The organism is Flavobacterium arsenatis (genome assembly GCF_031456785.1).
Classification (GTDB): Bacteria; Bacteroidota; Bacteroidia; order Flavobacteriales; family Flavobacteriaceae; genus Flavobacterium; species Flavobacterium arsenatis.
Genome location: NZ_JAVDVI010000007.1, coordinates 33,431 through 54,616 on the forward strand (window position 1 = coordinate 33,431; position 21,186 = coordinate 54,616).

At 34.6% G+C, this 21,186-nt stretch carries 17 protein-coding genes; all 17 read left to right on the forward strand.

Annotation, left to right across the window (positions count from 1 at the left end):
- The first annotated feature begins 21 nt into the window (after positions 1-21).
- The 17 genes from J2X31_RS09110 (at position 22) to J2X31_RS09190 (ending at position 20,997) form a co-directional block, all read left to right on the forward strand.
- Positions 22-2,172 carry a S46 family peptidase gene (locus J2X31_RS09110; RefSeq protein ID WP_310026222.1) on the forward strand — a complete coding sequence of 717 codons (2,151 nt, stop codon included), beginning with the start codon at positions 22-24 and terminating at the stop codon, positions 2,170-2,172.
- Positions 2,173-2,309: 137 nt separating this feature from the next.
- The gene (locus J2X31_RS09115; protein ID WP_310026223.1) at positions 2,310-3,005 is read left to right on the forward strand and encodes a tetratricopeptide repeat protein; all 696 of its coding nucleotides are present in this window, start codon (positions 2,310-2,312) and stop codon (positions 3,003-3,005) included.
- Positions 3,006-3,078: 73 nt separating this feature from the next.
- The gene (locus J2X31_RS09120; RefSeq protein ID WP_310026224.1) at positions 3,079-4,440 is read left to right on the forward strand and encodes a UDP-N-acetylmuramate--L-alanine ligase; all 1,362 of its coding nucleotides are present in this window, start codon (positions 3,079-3,081) and stop codon (positions 4,438-4,440) included.
- Between the two features lie 150 nt (positions 4,441-4,590).
- Positions 4,591-5,163, forward strand: coding sequence for an acyltransferase (locus tag J2X31_RS09125; RefSeq protein WP_310026470.1), 573 nt, complete (start codon positions 4,591-4,593; stop codon positions 5,161-5,163).
- Between the two features lie 15 nt (positions 5,164-5,178).
- Positions 5,179-6,144, forward strand: coding sequence for a Gfo/Idh/MocA family protein (locus tag J2X31_RS09130; protein WP_310026225.1), 966 nt, complete (start codon positions 5,179-5,181; stop codon positions 6,142-6,144).
- Positions 6,145-6,182: 38 nt separating this feature from the next.
- Positions 6,183-7,469: an oligosaccharide flippase family protein gene (locus tag J2X31_RS09135; protein ID WP_310026226.1), complete on the forward strand. Its 1,287-nt coding sequence runs from the start codon at positions 6,183-6,185 to the stop codon at positions 7,467-7,469.
- Complete coding sequence (locus J2X31_RS09140; protein WP_310026227.1) at positions 7,469-8,680, forward strand: hypothetical protein; 1,212 nt, start codon at positions 7,469-7,471, stop codon at positions 8,678-8,680. Before J2X31_RS09135 ends, J2X31_RS09140 begins: the two co-directional genes overlap by 1 nt.
- Positions 8,677-9,606: a glycosyltransferase gene (locus J2X31_RS09145; RefSeq protein WP_310026228.1), complete on the forward strand. Its 930-nt coding sequence runs from the start codon at positions 8,677-8,679 to the stop codon at positions 9,604-9,606. Before J2X31_RS09140 ends, J2X31_RS09145 begins: the two co-directional genes overlap by 4 nt.
- A 16-nt stretch (positions 9,607-9,622) precedes the next feature.
- Positions 9,623-10,234, forward strand: a complete 612-nt coding sequence (gene hisH / locus J2X31_RS09150) for an imidazole glycerol phosphate synthase subunit HisH (protein WP_310026229.1) — start codon at positions 9,623-9,625, stop codon at positions 10,232-10,234.
- A 4-nt stretch (positions 10,235-10,238) separates the two neighbouring features.
- Positions 10,239-11,003: an AglZ/HisF2 family acetamidino modification protein gene (locus tag J2X31_RS09155; RefSeq protein WP_310026230.1), complete on the forward strand. Its 765-nt coding sequence runs from the start codon at positions 10,239-10,241 to the stop codon at positions 11,001-11,003.
- Positions 11,000-12,154, forward strand: coding sequence for an N-acetyl sugar amidotransferase (locus J2X31_RS09160; protein ID WP_310026232.1), 1,155 nt, complete (start codon positions 11,000-11,002; stop codon positions 12,152-12,154). Before J2X31_RS09155 ends, J2X31_RS09160 begins: the two co-directional genes overlap by 4 nt.
- A gap of 6 nt (positions 12,155-12,160) precedes the next feature.
- Entirely contained in the window at positions 12,161-13,075 is a 915-nt protein-coding gene (locus J2X31_RS09165; protein ID WP_310026235.1) for a polysaccharide deacetylase family protein, read from the forward strand.
- Positions 13,076-13,078: 3 nt separating this feature from the next.
- On the forward strand, positions 13,079-13,594 hold the full coding sequence (locus tag J2X31_RS09170; RefSeq protein WP_310026238.1) for an acyltransferase: 516 nt from the start codon (positions 13,079-13,081) through the stop codon (positions 13,592-13,594).
- 3 nt (positions 13,595-13,597) lie between these two features.
- Positions 13,598-14,695 (forward strand): DUF354 domain-containing protein, encoded by a 1,098-nt coding sequence (locus J2X31_RS09175; RefSeq protein ID WP_310026240.1) that lies wholly within the window; start codon positions 13,598-13,600, stop codon positions 14,693-14,695.
- Positions 14,688-15,827: a non-hydrolyzing UDP-N-acetylglucosamine 2-epimerase gene (gene wecB, locus J2X31_RS09180; RefSeq protein ID WP_310026241.1), complete on the forward strand. Its 1,140-nt coding sequence runs from the start codon at positions 14,688-14,690 to the stop codon at positions 15,825-15,827. The genes J2X31_RS09175 and wecB overlap by 8 nt, the downstream gene beginning before the upstream one ends.
- Complete coding sequence (locus J2X31_RS09185; RefSeq protein WP_310026242.1) at positions 15,820-16,878, forward strand: sugar transferase; 1,059 nt, start codon at positions 15,820-15,822, stop codon at positions 16,876-16,878. The genes wecB and J2X31_RS09185 overlap by 8 nt, the downstream gene beginning before the upstream one ends.
- A 207-nt stretch (positions 16,879-17,085) precedes the next feature.
- Positions 17,086-20,997: an NIDO-like domain-containing protein gene (locus J2X31_RS09190; protein ID WP_310026243.1), complete on the forward strand. Its 3,912-nt coding sequence runs from the start codon at positions 17,086-17,088 to the stop codon at positions 20,995-20,997.
- Positions 20,998-21,186: the final 189 nt, after the last annotated feature.

A 21,186-nucleotide genomic window follows, 5' to 3' on the forward strand; every position in this document is an offset into this window, starting at 1 on the left:
TTAACTAATTAATTTATAAAAATGAAGAAAATTATTTTATTCCTGACCCTTTCTTTGGTGGCTCTTCCTGCCAGTATGAAAGCAAATGAAGGAATGTGGTTCCTGATGTTTATTGAAAGATTGAACCATAGGGATATGGAAAAAATGGGACTGCAACTAACTGCCGAGGAAATTTACAGCATCAACAATCATAGTTTAAAGGATGCTATTGTTCAATTTAACGGAGGTTGTACGGCCGAAATCGTATCGAAAGAAGGTTTGGTTTTAACGAACCATCACTGTGGATATGATGCAATTGCGGAACTTTCGACAGAGGAGAAAAATTATTTGAAAAATGGTTTCTGGGCTTCGAACAGAAAAGAGGAGATGAAACCAAAATCGTTGTACGTTCGTTTCTTTGTTCGAATGGATGATGTCTCTAAAAGAATTCTAGGTGTTGTAAACGATAATATGTCTGAATTGGAACGTGAAAAAGCCATCAATCAGGAAATAGCAAAAATCCAAAAAGAGAATGATGAAGGCGGGAAATATACGGTCTCTGTTCGTCCTTTTTTTCAAGGAAATGAGTATTATTATTTTGTGTACCAAGATTATAAAGACGTTCGATTAGTGGGAACTCCACCAGAAAGCGTTGGGAAATTTGGTGGCGATACCGATAACTGGGAATGGCCACGTCATACGGGAGATTTCTCGATGTTTAGAGTATATGCTGATAAGGATGGAAATCCGGCAGAATATTCTACAGAGAATGTTCCCTTGCAACCAAAACACCATTTGCCTGTGAGCTTGAAAGGTGTTGAGGAAAATGATTTCGCCATGATTTTGGGGTATCCAGGTAGAACCAACCGTTGGATGCCGGCTGGTGGAATCGACCAAAACGTGAAATATGCTTATCCTGCTTGGGTTGAAGGTGCAAAAACGGGTATGGATGTGATGAAAAAGTATATGGACAAGGACGAAAAAGTAAACTTGATGTATGCTTCAAAATATGCTTCGACTGCCAATTATTGGAAAAACCGTCAAGGAATGATTGATGCGTTGTCAAAATTTGGAACGGCTAAAACAAAGGCTGGACAAGAGGCGAAATTTGACAAATGGGCAAATAAAAAGGAAAATAAGGCAAAATACGGAAATGTGGTTGCTACAATCAATAACTATTATAAAGCTACGGATTTAAAATCTGGACACGACAGTTATTTGCAACAATTGATGAGAACAGCCACTTTAGGTATGCTTCCGGCAAATCTTGGTAACGGATTGATTGCTTACAACAAAGAAAATGATGCGAAGAAAGCCGAAATGCTTCCTAGAATTCAAGGTGCAATTGAAAATTATTATGGCGAGTTTTATGCTCCGTTGGAAAAAGATGTGTTGATTGCACAATTGAACCTGTATGCTTCTAAAGGTGCAAATTACGGTCTGCCAACGTACATCGCTAAATTGAAACAAGCCAACAATGGCGATTTTACAAAGGATGTAAATGATGCTTTCGCGAAAAGTATTTTTGCTTCAAAAGAGGCTTTGGAGGCTTTTATGAAAAATCCTAAGAATGAAACAATCGAAAACGACCCATTGTATTTGATTTCTGTGGATTTGCAAACAAAGATGAGAGCGAAATCGGACGATTTAGCGAAAATGGAAAATGACTTCGGTAAGGCTTTCCGTTTGTTGGTTGAAGGCTTGCGTGAATCAAAACTGAATGCAATTGAGTATCCAGATGCCAATTCAACACTTCGTTTGACTTACGGAAAGGTAAGGGCCTTGCCGGCTGACAAACGTAATGATGCCAAAATTAACAACTATACCACAATGGACGGTATGGTGAAAAAATACAAAAAAGGTGATGATGAATTTGATATGCCAACCAAAATCATTGAGATGAACAAGGCAAGAGATTATGGCCAGTATGTTGACAAAGATGGTTCGATGCACGTTAATTTCTTGACTGATAACGATATTACGGGAGGAAATTCAGGTTCGCCAGTGATCAACGGTAAAGGAGAATTGATCGGTTTGGCTTTCGACGGAAACATTGAAGCGATGGCTGGAGATGTTATCTTCGACCCTAAATTGCAAAGAACAATCAATGTTGATATCCGTTATGTGCTTTGGATAATCGACAAATATTCGGGTGCAAAACACATTGTAGATGAGATGACGATCGTTAAATAAGGTTCATTTTATTAATTCGAGAAAAACCGTTTCAAGTGATTGAAACGGTTTTTTTGTTTGGAAATATACCTAAACATTTTCTAAAAATAAATCTTTTCTATCAGCATTTTACTATTTTTGACCATCAATTTAGCAACATGAAGCTTCTACACTTTTTTATCTTTTTGTTTTCCATCCAAATGATGGCTTCTGATTTTGAAAAGGCGGAAAAGCTCTTCAATCAGCAAAAGTACAGTCAGGCCGAATCGCTTTTTGAAAAATACCTGGAAGCATATCCTAATCATACCAAGACAATAGAATATCTTGGCGATATAGCAGGGCATGCCAAAGATTGGGACAAGGCGATTGAATATTATGAAAAACTGAAAAATCAGTTTCCGAAAAATGCCAATTACCATTACAAATTTGGTGGTGCAATGGGAATGAAAGCTAAAGATGCCAATAAATTCAAGGCATTGGGGATGATTGATGCTATTGAGACTGCCTTCCTAACTTCTTCCAAATTAGATCCGAAACATATTGATGCAAGATGGGCTTTGGTAGAATTGTATTTGCAACTTCCCGGAATTGTTGGCGGGAGCGAAAAAAAGGCAACCAAATATGCCGAAGAATTACACCAACTTTCACCCGTTGACGGCTATCTTGCAAAAGGAAAAATTGCAGAATACTTCAAGCGATTTACGGTTGCAGAACAACATTATAAAAAAGCTCATGAAATTGGAAATTCAAAAACCTCGTTTCAAAACTTATATGATTTATATTTGAAAAAATTAAAGGAGCCTAAAAAAGCAGAAGACTTAAAAAAACAATTTGAAAATAGGTTAAAAGTTTAGAAGTTTATAGGGTTAAAAGGCATTTTTTCATCCCTCATAAACTTATAAACCCATAAACTCATAAACAAAAAAAATGAGAACACATTTTATAGCCATTGGCGGAAGCGCGATGCACAATCTAGCACTAGCGTTACACAATAAAGGATACAAAGTTACCGGTAGCGACGATGCCATTTTTGAACCATCAAGAACACGATTGGAGAAAAAAGGAATTTTGCCGGAAGAAATGGGCTGGTTTCCCGAGAAAATCACTTCGGATATTGAGGCGGTTATTCTTGGAATGCATGCAAAAGGTGATAATCCAGAACTTTTGAGGGCTCAAGAACTTGGACTCAAGATTTATTCGTATCCCGAATTTTTATACGAACAATCAAAAAACAAAACTCGTGTCGTTATTGGAGGTTCTCACGGAAAAACCACAATCACTTCGATGATTTTACATGTGATGCACTACCATAACATTAATGTAGATTACATGGTTGGAGCTCAATTGGAAGGGTTTGACACGATGGTGCATCTCACAGAAGAGAACGATTTTATTGTCTTGGAAGGAGATGAATATTTGTCGTCTCCAATAGACCGTCGTCCCAAATTTCATTTGTATCAGCCTAATATTGCCTTGATTTCGGGAATTGCATGGGACCACATCAATGTTTTTCCAACGTATGAAAATTATGTGGAGCAGTTTGAAATCTTCATTCAAAAAATCACAAATGGAGGGATTTTGGTGTATAACGAAGACGATTCTGAAGTGAAAAGAGTAGCAGAGGCTTCAACTAATCCAATCCGAAAACTGCCTTATTCAACTCCGAAATATACTGTAGAAAACGGCACAACCTTGTTGGAAACCCCAGATGGAGCAATGCCAATTGAAGTTTTTGGAGCTCATAATTTGAATAATCTTGCTGGAGCGAAATGGATTTGTCAAAATATGGGTGTCGATGAAGCTGATTTCTACGAGGCAATAGCTAGTTTCAAAGGAGCTTCAAAACGTCTTGAAAAAATTGCATCCAACAAAAACAACGTAGCCTACAAGGATTTTGCCCATTCACCAAGCAAGGTTTCGGCCACAACCAAAGCCGTGAAAGATCAATATCCTGACAAGAAACTTATGGCTTGTCTGGAACTTCACACTTACAGCTCTTTGAATGCAGAATTCCTGAAAGAATATGAAGGAGCTCTCGATGCCGCCGATGTAGCAGTTGTTTTCTATTCGCCAGATGCTGTTAAAATAAAACAACTTGAAGAGGTGACTTACGAACAAATTGCACAATCCTTCAATCGGAAGGATTTGATTATCTATACAAATCCAGAAGCCTTTAAACAATTTCTATATGGCTTAAATTTTGATTCAGAGCATATTGCGTTACTTTTGATGAGCTCTGGAAACTATGGAGGATTGAATTTTGATGAGGTAAAACAGATGATAAATTAAAGAAAATGCTTAATGTAAATTCAATGTGAATTTTATGTTAAATATATTTCTATAAAAATCATTAATGTTAATATTTAATAATTATATTTGTTTTTAAGGTAAGTTATTACATTGCCTATAACAAAACTATTTTTAAATGTTGATTTAATGATGAAAAACTACTTTGTTCATGCAAGTGCATTTATAGATGAGGATTGTCAAATTGGTAAAGAAACTAAAATTTGGCACTTTTCTCATATAATGTCAAATTGCATAATCGGTGAAAGGTGCAACATTGGACAGAATGTTGTGATCTCTCCTCAAGTCGTCCTCGGCAATAATGTGAAAATCCAAAACAATGTTTCTGTTTACACAGGTGTTGTTTGTGAAGATGATGTTTTCCTCGGACCGTCTATGGTTTTTACAAATGTTATAAACCCTAGAAGTGCCGTAAATCGGAAGGAAGAATACCAAAAAACACTTGTAAAAAAAGGGGCATCAATTGGTGCAAATGCTACTATAGTTTGTGGCAATGACATCGGGCAATATGCCTTTGTAGGAGCTGGAGCTGTAATTACAAAAGAAATTCCAGATTTTGCATTATTTGTAGGCAATCCCGCCAAGCAAATAGGATGGGTTAGCGAGTATGGCCATAGATTAATCTTTGATGACGTAGGAAAAGCCGTCTGTTCGGAAACGAAAGATGAGTATATCCTAGAGAATGGAAAAGTTAGAAAAGCTTAATTTAATGACATCGCTATGAAGAATTTTGCACTAATTGGGGCAGCAGGTTTTATTGCTCCAAGACATTTACAAGCTATCAAAGAAACCAATAATACTTTAGTTGCCGCACTTGATAAATTTGACAGTGTCGGGATTATAGACAGCTATTTTCCGGATGCAGATTTTTTTACTGAATTTGAAAGGTTCGACAGACACGTTTCGAAGTTAGTGTATGAAAAAAACCGCCCAGTGGATTTTGTTTCGATCTGTACGCCAAACTATTTGCATGATTCCAATATAAGATTCGCATTACGCCAAAATGCTGATGCTATTTGCGAAAAGCCTTTGGTTCTTAACCCGTGGAATTTGGACGGTTTGCAAAAGATTGAAATGGAGACCAAGAAAAAAGTGTACACCATTTTACAACTCCGATTGCATCCTAGTATCATTGCACTGAAGAAAAAAATAGAAAACGGTCCTAAAGATAAAATGTATGATATTGATTTAACCTATATTACTTCCAGGGGACATTGGTACTATACTTCATGGAAAGGCGATCCTGCAAAATCTGGAGGAGTAGCATCCAACATAGGAGTACATTTTTATGATATGTTATCGTGGATTTTCGGTAGCTTGAAAACCAACAAAGTTCATTTGCATACTCATGATAGGGCTGCCGGATACATGGAGTTTCAAAATGCTAGAGTTAGGTGGTTTCTTTCAATAAATTGTAATACATTGCCTAATGAAATAAAGGAGAAAGGTCAAACTACTTACAGATCCATCAAGATGGAGGGAGAAGAAATAGAGTTTAGTGATGGTTTCAAGGATTTGCATACCACGAGTTACCAACATATTTTGGATGGTTTTGGCTTTGGACTTGAAGAAGCAAGGGAATCAATAGAAATTATTCATCTGATAAGGAATGCAACAATCACGCCCTTGAACGGGGACTATCATCCTTTTGTAAAATTAGATCCGGCAATTCATCCGTTTAAATAAATTTAAAAAGGTAATTTTCATATTTTGAAAGTAGAATGATGTTGAAACCCAAAAATCTTACGGATAATGTAAAGATATTATTAGTTAGTAAATTCTCCAAAGACACTGTTTGGCTTCTGATGGCACAAATAGTTTTATTTGTTTGTGGCTTTTTTCTTAATTTTATAATTGTTTATAAATCAGGAACAGCAGGACTTGGGCTTTTTAACAAGGCAATGGCTTTTTATACCATTGCCTCCATTTTTTGTGCTTTAGGATTGAACAACACACTGATAAAGAAAATTGCAGAAAAAAATAAAACTTTAAATGAAGAGAATACATTATTCACATCTAATATATTTTTTACTTTTTTGGTTTCAGCCTTTCTAAGTACGGGGTTTATTTTTTTGAATGAAATTGCAACAAATGTTTTGGGTATAAAATCAATTTCGCAAGCCATCGTTATTCCTTTTTTTGCACTTCCTTTCTTCAATGTCAATAAAAATTTTATGGCATTTTATTCAGGAAAAAGAGATCAGAAGAAAGTGGCAACAGAACGTATTTTGAGATGGTTACTTTTGTTAGGATTCGTAGTAACAACAGTTTTATCTGGGCAAAGTATCGAAGTTGTATTGTATTGCTTTTTGTTTTCAGAAGGATGTTTGTTCTTTTTTAATATCTACTCTGTTAGGAAAAATATTGATTTCAATTTCACTAGAGCTCAAGTGAAGGAGAATTTTGCTTTCGGACTTAAAACCTATATTTCAGAAATTGTTTCAGTAATGAATGCCAATATTGATATCATTATTGTTGGAATTTTTCTTCCAATCGAAGAACTAGGAATATACAGTTTTATAGTTTTTTTCGTCAAAACATTGGCCGTTTTTCCTGGTCTGATTATGCAAAACATTAATCCAGTTGTTTCTGAATTTTGGACAAAAGGTGATGTCCAAGAATTAAAAGAGAAGATAGGAAAGATTAAGAAGGTGAATTTTTATATTGTTGGTGCACAATTTTTAGTGTTGTTGATGGCCTATAAAATCGTGACGAGTTTTATCAAGGAGGAATTTGCAGGTACCTACATCTATTTTGTAATTTGCCTAACAGGCTATTTGTTTTTTGCATTGGTATATTGGAGCGGAGGAATGCTCATAATGATGGGCAAGAATAAGGAAAATAACATTAGGACTTTGATGGTTTTGATCTTGTGTGTTGTTTTGCAGTTAATTTTTACAAACTATTTTGGACTTTTAGGTTCTTGCGTAGCAATGTTTTTGTGTTCGATTTTAAATTATTTCTTGCTTAAAATAATGATAAACAAAACCTTTAAAACATCAATCATTTAATGTTTAAAAAGTTAATTCAATATATAATCCCAATAAATGTCTTGATTGATATTTCGCTTTTATTCTTTGAAAAAGGTGGTGTAATACCTATCATTAGAGCCTTGTTTTTGTTGTTTATAATTATCAAGTTGGCAATCGAGAATCCTCAAAATACAAAATATTACAAGTGGAATTTAATTTTTTGCTTCTATGTCTTGATCAATGTTCTTTTTAGTACTGATATAGCTCAATCATTATCCATATCGCTAAAAATTATTATTTCGATGCTGACCTTTATTATCGGATTCAATACTTTTAATTCTTTTAAAGGATTAAAAAAGCTCAATGAATCAATGGTAATTGTATTGGCAATTTTAATGATTAATTTTATAATAAGTTCTGTTTTTAAATTAGGTGAAGCGGTCTATTCCGAAGAAGATACTTTTCTAGTGGGGAATTTAAGAGACAGTTGGAATCTTTTTACCTATAGTATTCTGGTTGTGCCTTTACTTTTGTTTCAAAACATTAAAAACAAAAAAAATACAATAATTGTTTTCTCACTGGCATTTTTCAATTTCGTCATTTTATTGCTTTCCATAAAAAGGATAGCAATTGTTGGTGTGGTTTTAGGATTGTTGATGCAATTGTACCTAACTTTCCAGTTGAAAAGAATAGCAAGGTATCTTTTTATACTAGGATTCGTGTTTATCCTTTCTATGCCTTTATACCAAGATTTATTGTTTTCAAGATTGGAAGCCAGATCCGGCAGATTTGAAAGTGGCTCATTGGAAAGCGAAGCAAGATATCTTGAAACAGGTTTTGTATGGAGTGAAACGCTATCCTTTCAAAATCCAATAAAAAGTTTCTTTGGATTAGAAGGATTTAATTCAGTTGGAAATTATGCAGAGGGTAAGTTTGGAGACAGGAACCTCCACGTTGATTACAATCTTATCGTAAATACGATTGGGCTTGTTGGTTTGTTGCTTTATTTTATGGTTTTTGTAGAGGTTTATCGCAATTATTTGAAATTCAAAAATATAAAAACTAAAATTCCCATCAAAGTTTTGAATCGGTTTAAAGCATTGTTTCTAGTTTTTTTATTCCTGCCGTTCTTTACCTCTTTTGGAGGTCAGATGTATCATGTTACGTTCAAGATGGTCATTTTTATATATCTTGGAGCAATCCTGGGTCTGTTTTTTAGATTGCAAAAAGTTAAAGCTAGAAGGATATGAAAGTCTTGATTGTTTGCAGCGGAAACTCACAGAACATCTGTTTTATTACAGATCAAGCAGAATCGTTGAAGAAAATTGGAGTAGAAATTTCTTTTTATCTCATAAAAGGAAGCGGTATAAAAGGATATTTGAAAAACTATAGTTTGATGCTTCAAGCTATCAAAGAATTTAAACCGGATTTAATACATGCACATTATGGCTTGTCGGGATTATTGTCGGTTTTGCAAAGAAAAATTCCGGTAGTAACAACGTATCATGGATCGGATATCAATGATAAAAAGGCATTTCTGCTTTCCAAAATAAGTATTTTTTTATCCAAAAAAAACATTTTTGTATCTCAAAAATTGAAAGAAAAAGCAGGAAATATAAAAGGAGAGGTAATTCCTTGTGGTATAGATGTTTCCTTGTTTAAACCGATGGATAAAGAGGAAAGTAGAAAGTTGATGAAATTGGAATTAAGCAAAACCTATATTCTATTCTCATCTAGTTTTGATAATAAGGTCAAAAATTATGATTTGGCAAGAAAGGCGGTTGAATCAATAGAAAATAAAAATGTAGAACTTATAGAATTGAATGGATATGGCAGAAATGAAGTTGCCTTGCTTTTTAATGCTGTTGATGTGGCAATTATGACTTCTTTCAATGAAGGTTCGCCACAATTTATAAAAGAAGCGATGGCTTGTAAAACGCCATTGGTAAGTACTGATGTGGGAGATGTTTCTGATCTAATTCATAATGTTTCAGGTTGTTATCTCACGAGTTATAATGATATAGAAGTTGGTCGAGATTTGACAAAAGCACTAAATTTTGCAAAATCAGAATCAAAAACAAAAGGCAGGCTCAAAATTTTAGAAAAAGGTTTGGATGAAGTTTCAATCGCAAATAAAATTTTAGAGCTTTATAAGGAAATGCTCCATCATAAATAACAAACAAATAAAATTTATGATCATTATTATAGATTACGGAATGGGAAATTTAAAGTCCATTTACAGAAAAATAGAGAGAGAAAATAAGGATGTCAAGATAAGTGCAACTCCAAATGATATTATTCTTGCAGATAAAATTATCCTGCCAGGTGTAGGTCATTTCGGTTCAGCAATAAATAATATAAAAAGTAACAATTTCTGGGATGCAATTAATGAGCACGTTTTGGTAAAAAACAAACCCGTTCTCGGAATCTGCCTCGGAATGCAACTTATGGCAAAAAGCAGCGAGGAAGGCAATGTTTCGGGTTTTGGATGGTTTGATGCAGAAGTCGTTAAGTTTGAAATGGCCAATAAATTTGCGTTTAAAGTGCCTCATACGGGCTGGAATTCTGCTATAAAGCAAAAAAAATCAAGTTTATTAGAAGGAATAACCGATGAAGAATCTTTTTATTTCGTTCACAGCTATCATGTAAAATGCAATGATTCGAGAGATGTTTTGACGACAACAAATTATTCGTATGAATTTGTATCGGCAATCGAAAGGAACAATATTTTTGGTGTGCAATTTCATCCGGAAAAGAGCCATAGTCAAGGACAACAATTGTTTAAAAACTTTATAAATTTATAGTAAGATGTACAGGCCTAGAATAATTCCGGTATTGCTCTTAAGAGATTCAGGATTGGTAAAGTCAACCAAATTCAAAAAGCATAGATACATTGGAGATCCGATAAATGCAGTAAAGATTTTTAATGATTTAGAAGCAGATGAACTGGTTTTTATTGATATCGATGCCACTATTCAAAATCGATGTATCTCATTGGATTTTGTCAGAGATGTTGGCGAAGAAGCCAATATGCCTTTTTCTGTTGGAGGCGGAATTTCTACCATCAAGCAAATAAAAAGTATAATTGAAGCTGGTGCAGAGAAGGTGATTTTGAATACCATTGCCTGCGAAAATCCAGCCTTTGTAAGTGAAGCCGCGGCTGAATTCGGATCATCAACAATCGTGGTTTGCATAGATGTAAGGAAAAACTTTTGGGGCAAGGAATATGTTTGGTACAGACAAGGCAAAAAGAATTTAGCCTTAAGTCCGGAGCAATTTTCACTTCAAATGGAACAAGCAGGAGCCGGGGAAATAATTCTTCAGTCAATTGAAAAAGATGGAACAATGTCAGGCTATGATGCGGATTTGATAAAGAGAGTTTCATCAGTATTGACAATCCCAATAACGGTTCTCGGTGGAGCAAAGGATTTGAATGATATGAGGAAAATTCATAAAGACACTACAGTTAATGGTTTGGCAGCAGGAAGCCTTTTTGTATATCATGGAGAAAGAAAAGCAGTATTGGTAAATTATCCGGTTTTGGAAGAAAAATTAAATGTTTTGAGAAAATGATAAAAATTTGCACAAAAGGAATTTGGAACGATACGGTGCCCGGAATAAAGTTTGATTCAGATGGTGTTTCAAATTATTATCACTTGCAAAAAATATTGGAAAATAATTTTCCCAGAGGAGAAAAAGGAGCCGAGATATGGGAAAATATTGTAGAAGATATTAAGGAGAAGGGTAAAAACAACAGATACGATTGCATCATTGGTGTTAGCGGTGGTGTTGACAGTTCCTATCTTTTGCACGTTGCCAAAAATATTTATGGATTAAGGCCTTTGGCTGTCAATCTCGATAATGGTTGGAGTACAGATATTGCAGTGAAAAACATCCAGAAAATAACTAAAAAGCTCAACATCGATTTAGAAACCTACGTCATCAATTATCAGGAAATAAAAGACCTGTTGAGAAGTTACGTAAGAGCTTCATTGCCATGGATAGATACGCCAACAGATATGGCAATAAAAGGGGCTTTGTATAAAATTGCCAATAGGGAAAATATAAAATTTATTTTACGAGGAAATGATTTTAGGTCAGAAGGAAAGCAACCGCGCGAATGGACCTATTCTGATTATAAGCAACTGAAACATGTTCATAAAATATTTGGAAGCGGCATAAAGCTCAAGACTTTTCCTTTCCTAAATAATATTAATTTGGTTTATTATGGATATATAAAAAAGATAAAAGAAGTCCGACCTTATTATTATATCGATTATAAAAAACAAGAAGCCAAGGAATTGTTGATGGAGATTTATGATTGGCAGGATTACGGAGGACATCATCATGAAAATATTTTCACAAAATTCGCGATGTCCTATTGGTTGCCTCAAAAATTCGGAATAGACAAACGCTTGATTCATCTTTCGGCCCAAGTTGCAAGTAATGCAATTACCAGGGAACAAGCTTTGGAGCAAATTAGCAAGCCTTTTGAAACGCCTGAAAAGTTAGAGGATACCAAAAATTATGTCTTGAAAAAATTAGATATCTCTCAAGAAGAATTTCTCAAGATTTGGAATTCGCCCAACAAATCATTCTTGGACTATCCGAATAATTTTGTAATGATTCAAAAGATTTTAAAATATGGAAAACCGTTGATTTCTAGAATCTACAAGCAAAAACCAATGAGTTTCTTTGAGATGGAAGCCAGAAATGAAAAATAATATAGTATGATTAATGTATTGTTTACGAATGATGTTGAAACGACTTCCATCCTAAATCACAAATTAAGGGATGAAACGGCAGAATATGTCTTGAATCAAGGAATGCCAAGATTATTGGATTTGTATGAAAAATACAATGTCAAGGCCACTTTTTTTTATACGGGTTATATTGCCAAATTAAAGCCCGAAGTGGTAAAAATGGCTTATGAAAGAGGGCATGAAATTGGTTCGCATGGACTTTCGCACAAAGTTGAAAATGCCTTTGATGTTTTGAGTTATGAAAAGCAAATTGAACACCTCACAACTTCAAAAAACATTATTGAAGATATTATAGGAGATGAAATTATTTCGTTTCGAGCACCAGCTGCAAGGGTTCAAAAGAATACAACCCGGGCTTTGTTCGAAACTGGATTCAAGATAGATAGTTCAGTTTCTTCTCAAAGGCTAGATATGTTCATGTCCTTCGGCGGATTGAAAAAATTGAATTGGTTGTTTGCTCCAAGAATGCCCTATTTTACAGAGCAAAATAATATTTTCAAGAAAGGAGATGGAGAAATTTTAGAAATTCCTATTTCGGCATTTGGGTTTCCCTACATCGGTACTTTTATGAGAATTGCCCCACCACTCAACAGGATGACAAGAAATTTATTGTATTTGGAGTCTAAAATCAATGAAAGGCCAATCAATTTTTTGACACATCCAAATGAGTTTATTGATGAGGAATACGATGGAAAAAAAATTGATAAAAGAACCAATAACATCATTTCATATTATTTGGGAGATGTATTGAGACATAAACTAAAAGTCAAGAATTTAGGCGAAAAAGGTCTTCCAATTCTTGAACAAGAATTGATTTTCTTCAGTCAAAAGAATATAAAGTTTGCCACTTGTAAAGAATATTATTCAACATTAAAAAAATAAGATATGCCTGCTAAAGAAGTCCTTGAGTTTTATAATAAGAACAGTTTTTTCGGTAAAATACAATATGGATTTACATTTCTCATCCGGTTTTATTTAGACAAGCTCGCTTTTATTTGTCCAATTAAATCATGGAGAACCCATATCCACAGATGGAGAGGTGTTCATATTGGGAAGGGAGTATACATTGGTCACGAAGTTATTTTTGATCGAGTTTTTACAGATCAGATTCACATTGGGGACCATAGTGCCATTGGCGACAGAACAATCATTACGGCACACGCCAACATACCAACAGAAACAAGACTGAAAAAGCTTTATCCAAGATCGATATCAAAAACAATAATAGGAAAAGGAGTGTGGATTATGCCAAACGTAACCATCATTCCAGGTGTTACTATTGGTGATGAGGCAGTTGTTGCAACGGGATCTGTAGTTACAAAAGATGTTCCTCCTAGAACTTTGGTAGGTGGGGTCCCGGCAAAAATTCTTAAAAACTTGGAAGAATTATTAGAAGATTAAAATATGAGAATCATTTTTTATTTGCATCATCCTGCACAATTCCATCTTTTTAAAAATATAATTAAAAAGACGCAATTGGATAATGAGGTTTTAGTAATTGCCACAAAAAAGGATATTCTTCTCAACTTGCTTGATGATGAGAAAATAGATTACGTAAATATTTTGCCCGAAGGCAGGAACAATAATCTATTGTCTATTGCATTGGGGCTTTTAAAACAAGATGTTAGGCTCTGGAGGATTTGCAGGAAATTCAAACCAGATTTACTAGTGGGGACATCAACAGAAATCACTCATATTGGAAAGTTGATGGGAATAAAATCATTGTTTTTTATTGAGGATGATATTGATGTTGTGCCAATCTTAAATTATCTGGCACATCCATTTGCAGATAGAATAATAACTCCTGTGGTTTGCAAATTAGGAAAATGGGAGAAAAAAGGGGTGAAATATCATGGCTATCAAAAACTCTCCTATCTTCATCCAAATGTTTTTCAACCGGATTATCAAATTGTACAAAAATATAATTTAAAAGAGAAATATTTTATATTGAGATTGTCAAATCTAGGAGCACATCATGATGTTAATGCCAAAGGAATATCCGAAGATGTATTGGATAAAATCATAAAAAAGCTTAGAGTAAAAGGACAAGTTTTGATTTCTTCGGAAGGTTTTTTAGATGAAAAATATTCAGAGTATAAATTAAAAATAGATCCTTTAGACATCCATCATATTCTTTCCTATTGCAGTCTTTTCATCGGAGACAGTCAGAGTATGGCAGTTGAAAGTGCTATTCTAGGAACACCAAATATTCGAGTAAGCAGTTTTGTCAATAGGATTTCAGTTTTGGAAGAATTGGAGCACAACTATAATCTCACATTTGGTATCAAGCCGGATAATGAAATTGGCCTACTGGAAAAGATCGATGAAATTGTTTCTAACGATAATAATGAAATCATCTATAAGCAAAGAAAGCAAAAGCTCCTTTCGGAAAAAATTAATGTAAATGATTTTATTCTTTGGTATATAACGAATTTTCCTAAAAGCGATCTTGAATTTAAATCTAAAAGCGATTTTCAAAATAAATTCATTCAAAATGATTAAGATTCTAACCATCATAGGAGCCAGGCCTCAAATCATAAAAGCGGCTGCAATCAGCAGGTCAATAAAAAATAAATTCCAGACAAAAATAAAGGAAGTCATTGTTCATACAGGACAGCATTACGATGCAAACATGTCGGAAGTTTTTTTTGAAGAACTGCAAATTCCAAAACCCGATTATAATTTAAATATCGGATCGGGCAAGCACGGCAATCAAACAGGAAAAATGATCAGCGGTATAGAAGAAATTCTTGAAACAGAAAAGCCAAATTTCATGGTTATTTATGGAGATACCAATTCAACTTTGGCAGGGGCTATTTCCGCTTCAAAAATGCATGTTCAGGTAGTTCATATAGAAGCTGGGTTGAGGTCTTTCAATAAAAGCATGCCTGAAGAAATCAACAGGATTGTCAGCGATCATGTTTCGACTTATCTTTTTCCTCCCACTCAAACCGGTGTAGATAATTTAAAAAGAGAAGGTTTTAATTTAGAAAGTAATCCACCCTTCACAATAGACAATCCTGGGATATTCAATCTTGGAGATGTTATGCTGGACAACAGCTTATACTTTTCTGAAATTGCAGAAAGCTCGAATGTTCTTGAAATTTTGGATCTTGAAAAAAATAAATATGTCCTTGCCACAATTCACAGGAATAACAACACAGACGATAAGGAGAGGCTGAAGCAAATTTTTAAAAGCCTGCATCATATTAGTAGACAAGAGAACGTGAAAATTGTTTTGCCACTTCATCCCAGAACTTTGAAACAGAGGAAGGTTTTGTTAGATGAAAGTTTTAGTAAGGAGTTGGATGAAAATAAAAATCTTATAATTATTGAACCAGTTTCCTTTTTGGAAATGATAGCACTCGAAAAAAATGCAAAGCTTATAATTACAGATTCAGGAGGTGTTCAAAAGGAAGCTTTCTTTTTCAGCAAACCGTGCATTATTTTAAGGCAAGAAACGGAATGGGTTGAAATCGTAGAAAGTGGAGCGGCTCGTCTTTGTGATGCCAATTTTGAGATGATCATAGAAAGCTATTATTGGTTTGATAAAAATCAAAATATCCAGGCTGCTAATTTATATGGAGATGGTACTGCTGCTGAAAAAATTTTACAACTGCTTTTGAATGACTAATAATATTGTTTTAAATACCAATAAGGAATTAATCGTAAGCCAGGTAGGCGAAGAAGTTTTCGAGTTTCTCAACCAAAATGTTGAGTTCTCGGACCAAACCTTTATTACATCTACTAATACGAGATTCAATATTGATTCATTAAATGTTGGTACCTATAACACAATAATCAATCTAAAAAGAGTAAATGATTTTCGTTGGATCAATAAATATTTTGAATCCGTAAACAAAAAACTTCCCGTTGGGGGATTGTTCATTGACAGTGTGGAAACCTATGCTGTTAGAAAAAAACGACTTCTAAAAAAGTTTCCAAAGCCATTCAATTATATCTATTACTTTTTTGATGTATTGCTAACACGGGTTTCGCCAAAAATGAAACTCACTCAAAATTTATATTTTTTTCTTACCAAAGGGAAAGGAAGGGTAATATCCAGACCGGAAGTATTAGGAAGGCTTTATTCCTGTGGATTTGAAATTGTTAAAGAAGAAGTTATCAATAACAAGCTTTATTTTGTTTCAAGAAAAATTGCCGAACCATGCTTTAATCTAAATCCAACATACGGATTACTGATAAAATTAAATAGAGTGGGGAAAAATGGAAAACCAATAAAAGTCTACAAATTTAGAACCATGCATCCCTATGCTGAATATTTGCAACAATATGTTTTTGAAAAGAACAATTTAAAAGAAGGCGGTAAATTAAACGATGACTTTAGAATATCAACTCCAGGCAAAATCCTCCGTAAATATTGGATTGATGAACTCCCAATGATTATTAACCTCTTTAAAGGCGAAATCAAATTCATTGGAGTACGTCCCTTGAGTCCACATTATTTAAGTCTCTATAAAGTTGAGTTACAAGAACTTCGAAAAAACACAAAACCAGGTCTGCTTCCTCCTTTTTATGCGGATTTGCCAAAAACTTTAGACGAAATAATGATTTCAGAAGAAAATTATCTAAAAATGTATATTAAAAATCCTATAGAAACGGATATAAAATACTTTTTGAAAGTAGTTTTTAATATTGTTATAAAAAAAGCAAGAAGTAATTAAGTTTGTTTTTGTGCTATTTTTTTAGGCTCTTATTTGTTGTAAAGTATTGAAAATACTAATAAATCACAAATTATGTAGTGACTGTTTTTAAGAGAAATTAATTCAGAATAATTAATTTTTTTAAGTATGGTTGTATAATTATTTATTAATACTTTGTTAATAATAAATTAAATTATACATTAGCTGTCAATCTAAAAATTTATTAACATGATTAAGAATTACAATTCGAATAAAAGCCAAGAGGGTTTTTATTCTAAAAAAAGTGGTCTTGCCAAAAATTGTTGGCGATATCAGCTTTTGTCGGTTTTATTGCCAGTATTTTTCCTTTTTATAGGAAGCGTTTCGAATGCACAAACCAGTGCATATTCATTTGCAGAATCAACTGAAACTTATGTGGCAGTGGGAGGAACTGTAACAACGGCTACAGGTGATGATGGTACACATTTGGCATTGCCAATTGGTTTTACGTTTAATTTTGGAGGTGTTGATTACACTACCTTTAGCGTAACAACTAATGGAATGATCAGATTAGGGGGAACTGCGATTTCTTCTGGATGGACTAATTCGTTAAGTAATACTGCAGCATTAAGGCCTTTAATTGCTCCATTTTGGGATGATAATCATGCTAATGGAGGGCCAGTTAGTTATGCTCTTTCAGGGACAACCCCTAATCAAATCTTAGAAGTTGGTTGGCATTTAATAAATGTTGGGGGTAGTGGAGCTACTTCTGCAACTAACAAGGCTTCTTATAAATTGAGAATATATGAGACAACAAATGTTATAGAATTTGTTTATGGTTCTATGGCTAGTGCAGGGGCACTTTCTGCTTCAATAGGAATAAACGATATGAGTTCATTTTTGAGCGTTACTAATTCAGCAACTGCAACAGTTTCGAGTACTACCGCTAATAATACTATATCAACGCTTACTAATCTAGTTGGAAAAAAATTCACATTCACACCGCCACTTCCTTGTACAGATACTCCTACTGGTGGAACAGTTTCGCCTGCATTGTCAAGTGTGTGTACAGGAGCTGCTCCAGGTGTAAGGACAGTAACAGGTTCTTCGACAGGAGCTACAGGTTTTACGTATCAATGGGAAGAATCAACTGATGGAGGTGATACTTTTGTTAACGCAACTGGTGGAACTGGTGCTACAACAATAAGTTATACACCACCTGTATTTGCAGGAACTGATATTCAATATCGTTTAAAAATTACTTGTACACCTTCAGGGTTATCGGGTTATTCAACAGTTTCAGAAGTAAAAGGGCCAGTAGTTCCAACAACACAAGCATCAGCTATCGTTGCTACAAGCGGTCTTACAAGTACTACCTTAACATGGACTAACGGAAATGGAGGTAGAAGATATGTTGTTGTTAATACAACAAATTCATTTACAGATCCAGTAGATTCAGCTTCAGTAACTGTAGCAGGAACTGTATATACATCAGGAGAGCAAATCGTTTATGATGGTACAGGATCTAGTGTAACTGTAACAGGATTGACAAGTGGCACTTATTACGCAAGAGTTTATGAGTATGCAAGATGTACTGGACCAGTTGTGAATTATTACAATGTTGCAACTGCAACAGATAATCCTAAGGAATTTACAGGACCAATAAATAATGATGATTGTGCTAATGCAATTACACTTCCTTCTTGTTCAGGAAGTGTACAAACTGTAGCAGGATCTACCACAGGTTCAACTGTAGATAGTAACTACCAAGACTGTGGTGCTACTGGAACAAATGCAACGGAAAGAGGAGTATGGTATAAATATATAGGAGATAATAGTAGCGTTACTATAACAACCTGCAACGCTGTTGGTTATGACTCTCGATTAACAGTTTATTCTGGTTCATGTGGCACATTTACTTGTGTAGCAGGTAATGATGATGCTGCATGTGCAGCAAGTGGATTGAGATCAGAAGTGAATTTTAATGCAGTAGCTGGAACAGATTATTATGTTTTTGTTCATGGGTACCAATCAGGAACTAATCTTAGTGCAACTGGAAACTTCATATTGACCCTTACTTGTGCTCCATTATGTACTCCAGCAACTCTCAATGATGAATGTTCGGCTCCAGAAGCAGTTGCTATAGGAACACCTTTGACAGCAAACAACACTTGTTCATCTGCAAGTTTAGGAGTTGCAGTGCCAACATCAGGTAGTGGTTTTGCCACTTATTATGATAGCTGGTATTCATTCAATTCAGGAAGCAATACAACATTATTATTTGAAACAACATTTACTGCTCCAGTTGCTGTAGGTTTTGCTGTCTACTCTGGAGTTTGTGGTGCTTTAACGCAGGTTGGGGCTTCAAGTTTGACTGGTAATGACTTAGTATTAAGTACATTAACTGCTGATACTGAGTATTTTGTTAGAGTATTCTCAACCAGTGCAGGTGCAAGAGGATCGTTTGATTTAGCAATTTCTCAATTGCCAACTACTACTATTGATGCAGCAGATTGTGGAACAACTATATTAGAAGCATTCTATGATGAATTTTCTGCGGTTCCAACAGCAGGTGCACAAGAATATACGTTCCAAATTACAGATGGAACAAATACTTATACTGCAATTTCAGTTGATCCTAATGTAACATTTGCTGACTTTGGTCAAGCTAATATTGTCTATGGTACAACTTATAACGTTTCAGTTAGAGTAAGAACAGCAGGAACATATGGAGTTTATGGAACATCTTGTCCGATAACTTTGACAGCATCTCCTGTTACCGAAATGCATTATTTATGTGGTGGAAACTTGCCTGAAATTACTTCAAAAGTATATTTCACATGGGTTCCTCAAGCAACAAAATATCGCTTTAGTGTTACTAATATGACCACAATGGTAGAAGAGTTTACAGAAGCTACTGAAAGATTCTTCTATATGAATACTCTAGCAAATTTTGCAGGAAATACAGTCTACTCAATTAAAGCTCAAGTAGAATTAAACGGGGTTTATTCTGATTTTGGACCAGCTTGTAATTTAACTACGCCAGCTTTACCAACAAGTAAATTAAGAACAGCATTTTGTGATATTACCTTAGCTTCTATGGGAAGTAACCTTTATGCTGATTATGTAAATGGTGCGACTCAATACAGATTTAGAGTTACTAATGGAGCGAATGTTCAAACGTATGACAGGCCTGATTCAAGATTTGTAATGTCAATGTTGCCAAGCGTTATGGCAGGAACAACGTATGATGTAGATGTTGCTGTATTTGTAAATGGAACATGGGGAGCTTATGGTGCAATATGTACTGTTACTACTCCTGCAGCTCCAACTTCAAAATTAAGAACGGCTTATTGCGGAATTACATTAGCATCTGTTAATGACAATATCTATGCAGATTATGTAAATGGTGCGACTCAATATAGATTTAGAATTACTGAAGGAGCAAATGTGCAAACAATTGACAGACCAGATTCAAAATTCTATATGTCTATGCTTGCAAGCTATCCATTAGCAACTACTTTTACTGTAGATGTTGCAGTAGAAGTGGGTGGAGTATTCGGTCCTTATGGCGCTACTTGTAGCATTACTACACCAGCAGGATTGCCAACTACAAAGTTGAGAGATGCTTACTGTGGTGTTACTTTAGCTGAAAATGCTAACATGTATGCACAATACGTTGCAAATGCAACGGCTTACAAATTTAAAGTAACTCAAGGTGCAAATATGGAAGAATATGTAGGAACTTCAAATATGAGATTCTATCTTTCTGCTTTGGATATGGAAATCCTTCCAGGAACTGCCTATCAAGTTGAAGTGGCTTCTTTAATAGGAGATGTGTGGTCTGCATACGGTACAGCTTGTACAGTTACAACTCCATCTTTGGGAGCTAGACCAGCCGCGGAAACTACCGAGAAACTAGTAATTAAAGCTTTCCCTAATCCATTTACTGATGGATTTAGTTTAGGTTTGAACCTTGTTTCAAACACCGTTACAGATATACACATCTATGACATGAGTGGAAAACTTCTTGAAAGAAAAACACTTAATTCTAATGAATTAGTACGATCAGGACTTGGCCATCAATTGGCGGCAGGTATCTACAACGTTCAACTAATTCAAGGTGATAAAGTTCATAATTTGAAAGTTGTTAAAAAATAAATTTTAACGTTAAGTTTTTAAAAAGCTGTCTGAAAAGACAGCTTTTTTTATTTGCACACTAATTTGTTATTATACCTTGTAATTAATAGATAAATTACTTTTTTCTTAAAATTAATGTTTATACTTTTGGCTATTAGCAATATTTCGAATATTTAGTAAAATAAGTAAGGCTAGAGTTTAACCTTAAAA

What these genes read in the sequence shown, in the direction of transcription:
- J2X31_RS09110 (WP_310026222.1), top strand. Translation starts at nt 22, where the DNA reads ATGAAGAAAATTATTTTATTCCTGACCCTTTCTTTGGTGGCTCTTCCT.
- J2X31_RS09115 (WP_310026223.1), top strand. Translation starts at nt 2,310, where the DNA reads ATGAAGCTTCTACACTTTTTTATCTTTTTGTTTTCCATCCAAATGATG.
- J2X31_RS09120 (WP_310026224.1), top strand. Translation starts at nt 3,079, where the DNA reads ATGAGAACACATTTTATAGCCATTGGCGGAAGCGCGATGCACAATCTA.
- J2X31_RS09125 (WP_310026470.1), top strand. Translation starts at nt 4,591, where the DNA reads ATGAAAAACTACTTTGTTCATGCAAGTGCATTTATAGATGAGGATTGT.
- J2X31_RS09130 (WP_310026225.1), top strand. Translation starts at nt 5,179, where the DNA reads ATGAAGAATTTTGCACTAATTGGGGCAGCAGGTTTTATTGCTCCAAGA.
- J2X31_RS09135 (WP_310026226.1), top strand. Translation starts at nt 6,183, where the DNA reads ATGTTGAAACCCAAAAATCTTACGGATAATGTAAAGATATTATTAGTT.
- J2X31_RS09140 (WP_310026227.1), top strand. Translation starts at nt 7,469, where the DNA reads ATGTTTAAAAAGTTAATTCAATATATAATCCCAATAAATGTCTTGATT.
- J2X31_RS09145 (WP_310026228.1), top strand. Translation starts at nt 8,677, where the DNA reads ATGAAAGTCTTGATTGTTTGCAGCGGAAACTCACAGAACATCTGTTTT.
- hisH (WP_310026229.1), top strand. Translation starts at nt 9,623, where the DNA reads ATGATCATTATTATAGATTACGGAATGGGAAATTTAAAGTCCATTTAC.
- J2X31_RS09155 (WP_310026230.1), top strand. Translation starts at nt 10,239, where the DNA reads ATGTACAGGCCTAGAATAATTCCGGTATTGCTCTTAAGAGATTCAGGA.
- J2X31_RS09160 (WP_310026232.1), top strand. Translation starts at nt 11,000, where the DNA reads ATGATAAAAATTTGCACAAAAGGAATTTGGAACGATACGGTGCCCGGA.
- J2X31_RS09165 (WP_310026235.1), top strand. Translation starts at nt 12,161, where the DNA reads ATGATTAATGTATTGTTTACGAATGATGTTGAAACGACTTCCATCCTA.
- J2X31_RS09170 (WP_310026238.1), top strand. Translation starts at nt 13,079, where the DNA reads ATGCCTGCTAAAGAAGTCCTTGAGTTTTATAATAAGAACAGTTTTTTC.
- J2X31_RS09175 (WP_310026240.1), top strand. Translation starts at nt 13,598, where the DNA reads ATGAGAATCATTTTTTATTTGCATCATCCTGCACAATTCCATCTTTTT.
- wecB (WP_310026241.1), top strand. Translation starts at nt 14,688, where the DNA reads ATGATTAAGATTCTAACCATCATAGGAGCCAGGCCTCAAATCATAAAA.
- J2X31_RS09185 (WP_310026242.1), top strand. Translation starts at nt 15,820, where the DNA reads ATGACTAATAATATTGTTTTAAATACCAATAAGGAATTAATCGTAAGC.
- J2X31_RS09190 (WP_310026243.1), top strand. Translation starts at nt 17,086, where the DNA reads ATGATTAAGAATTACAATTCGAATAAAAGCCAAGAGGGTTTTTATTCT.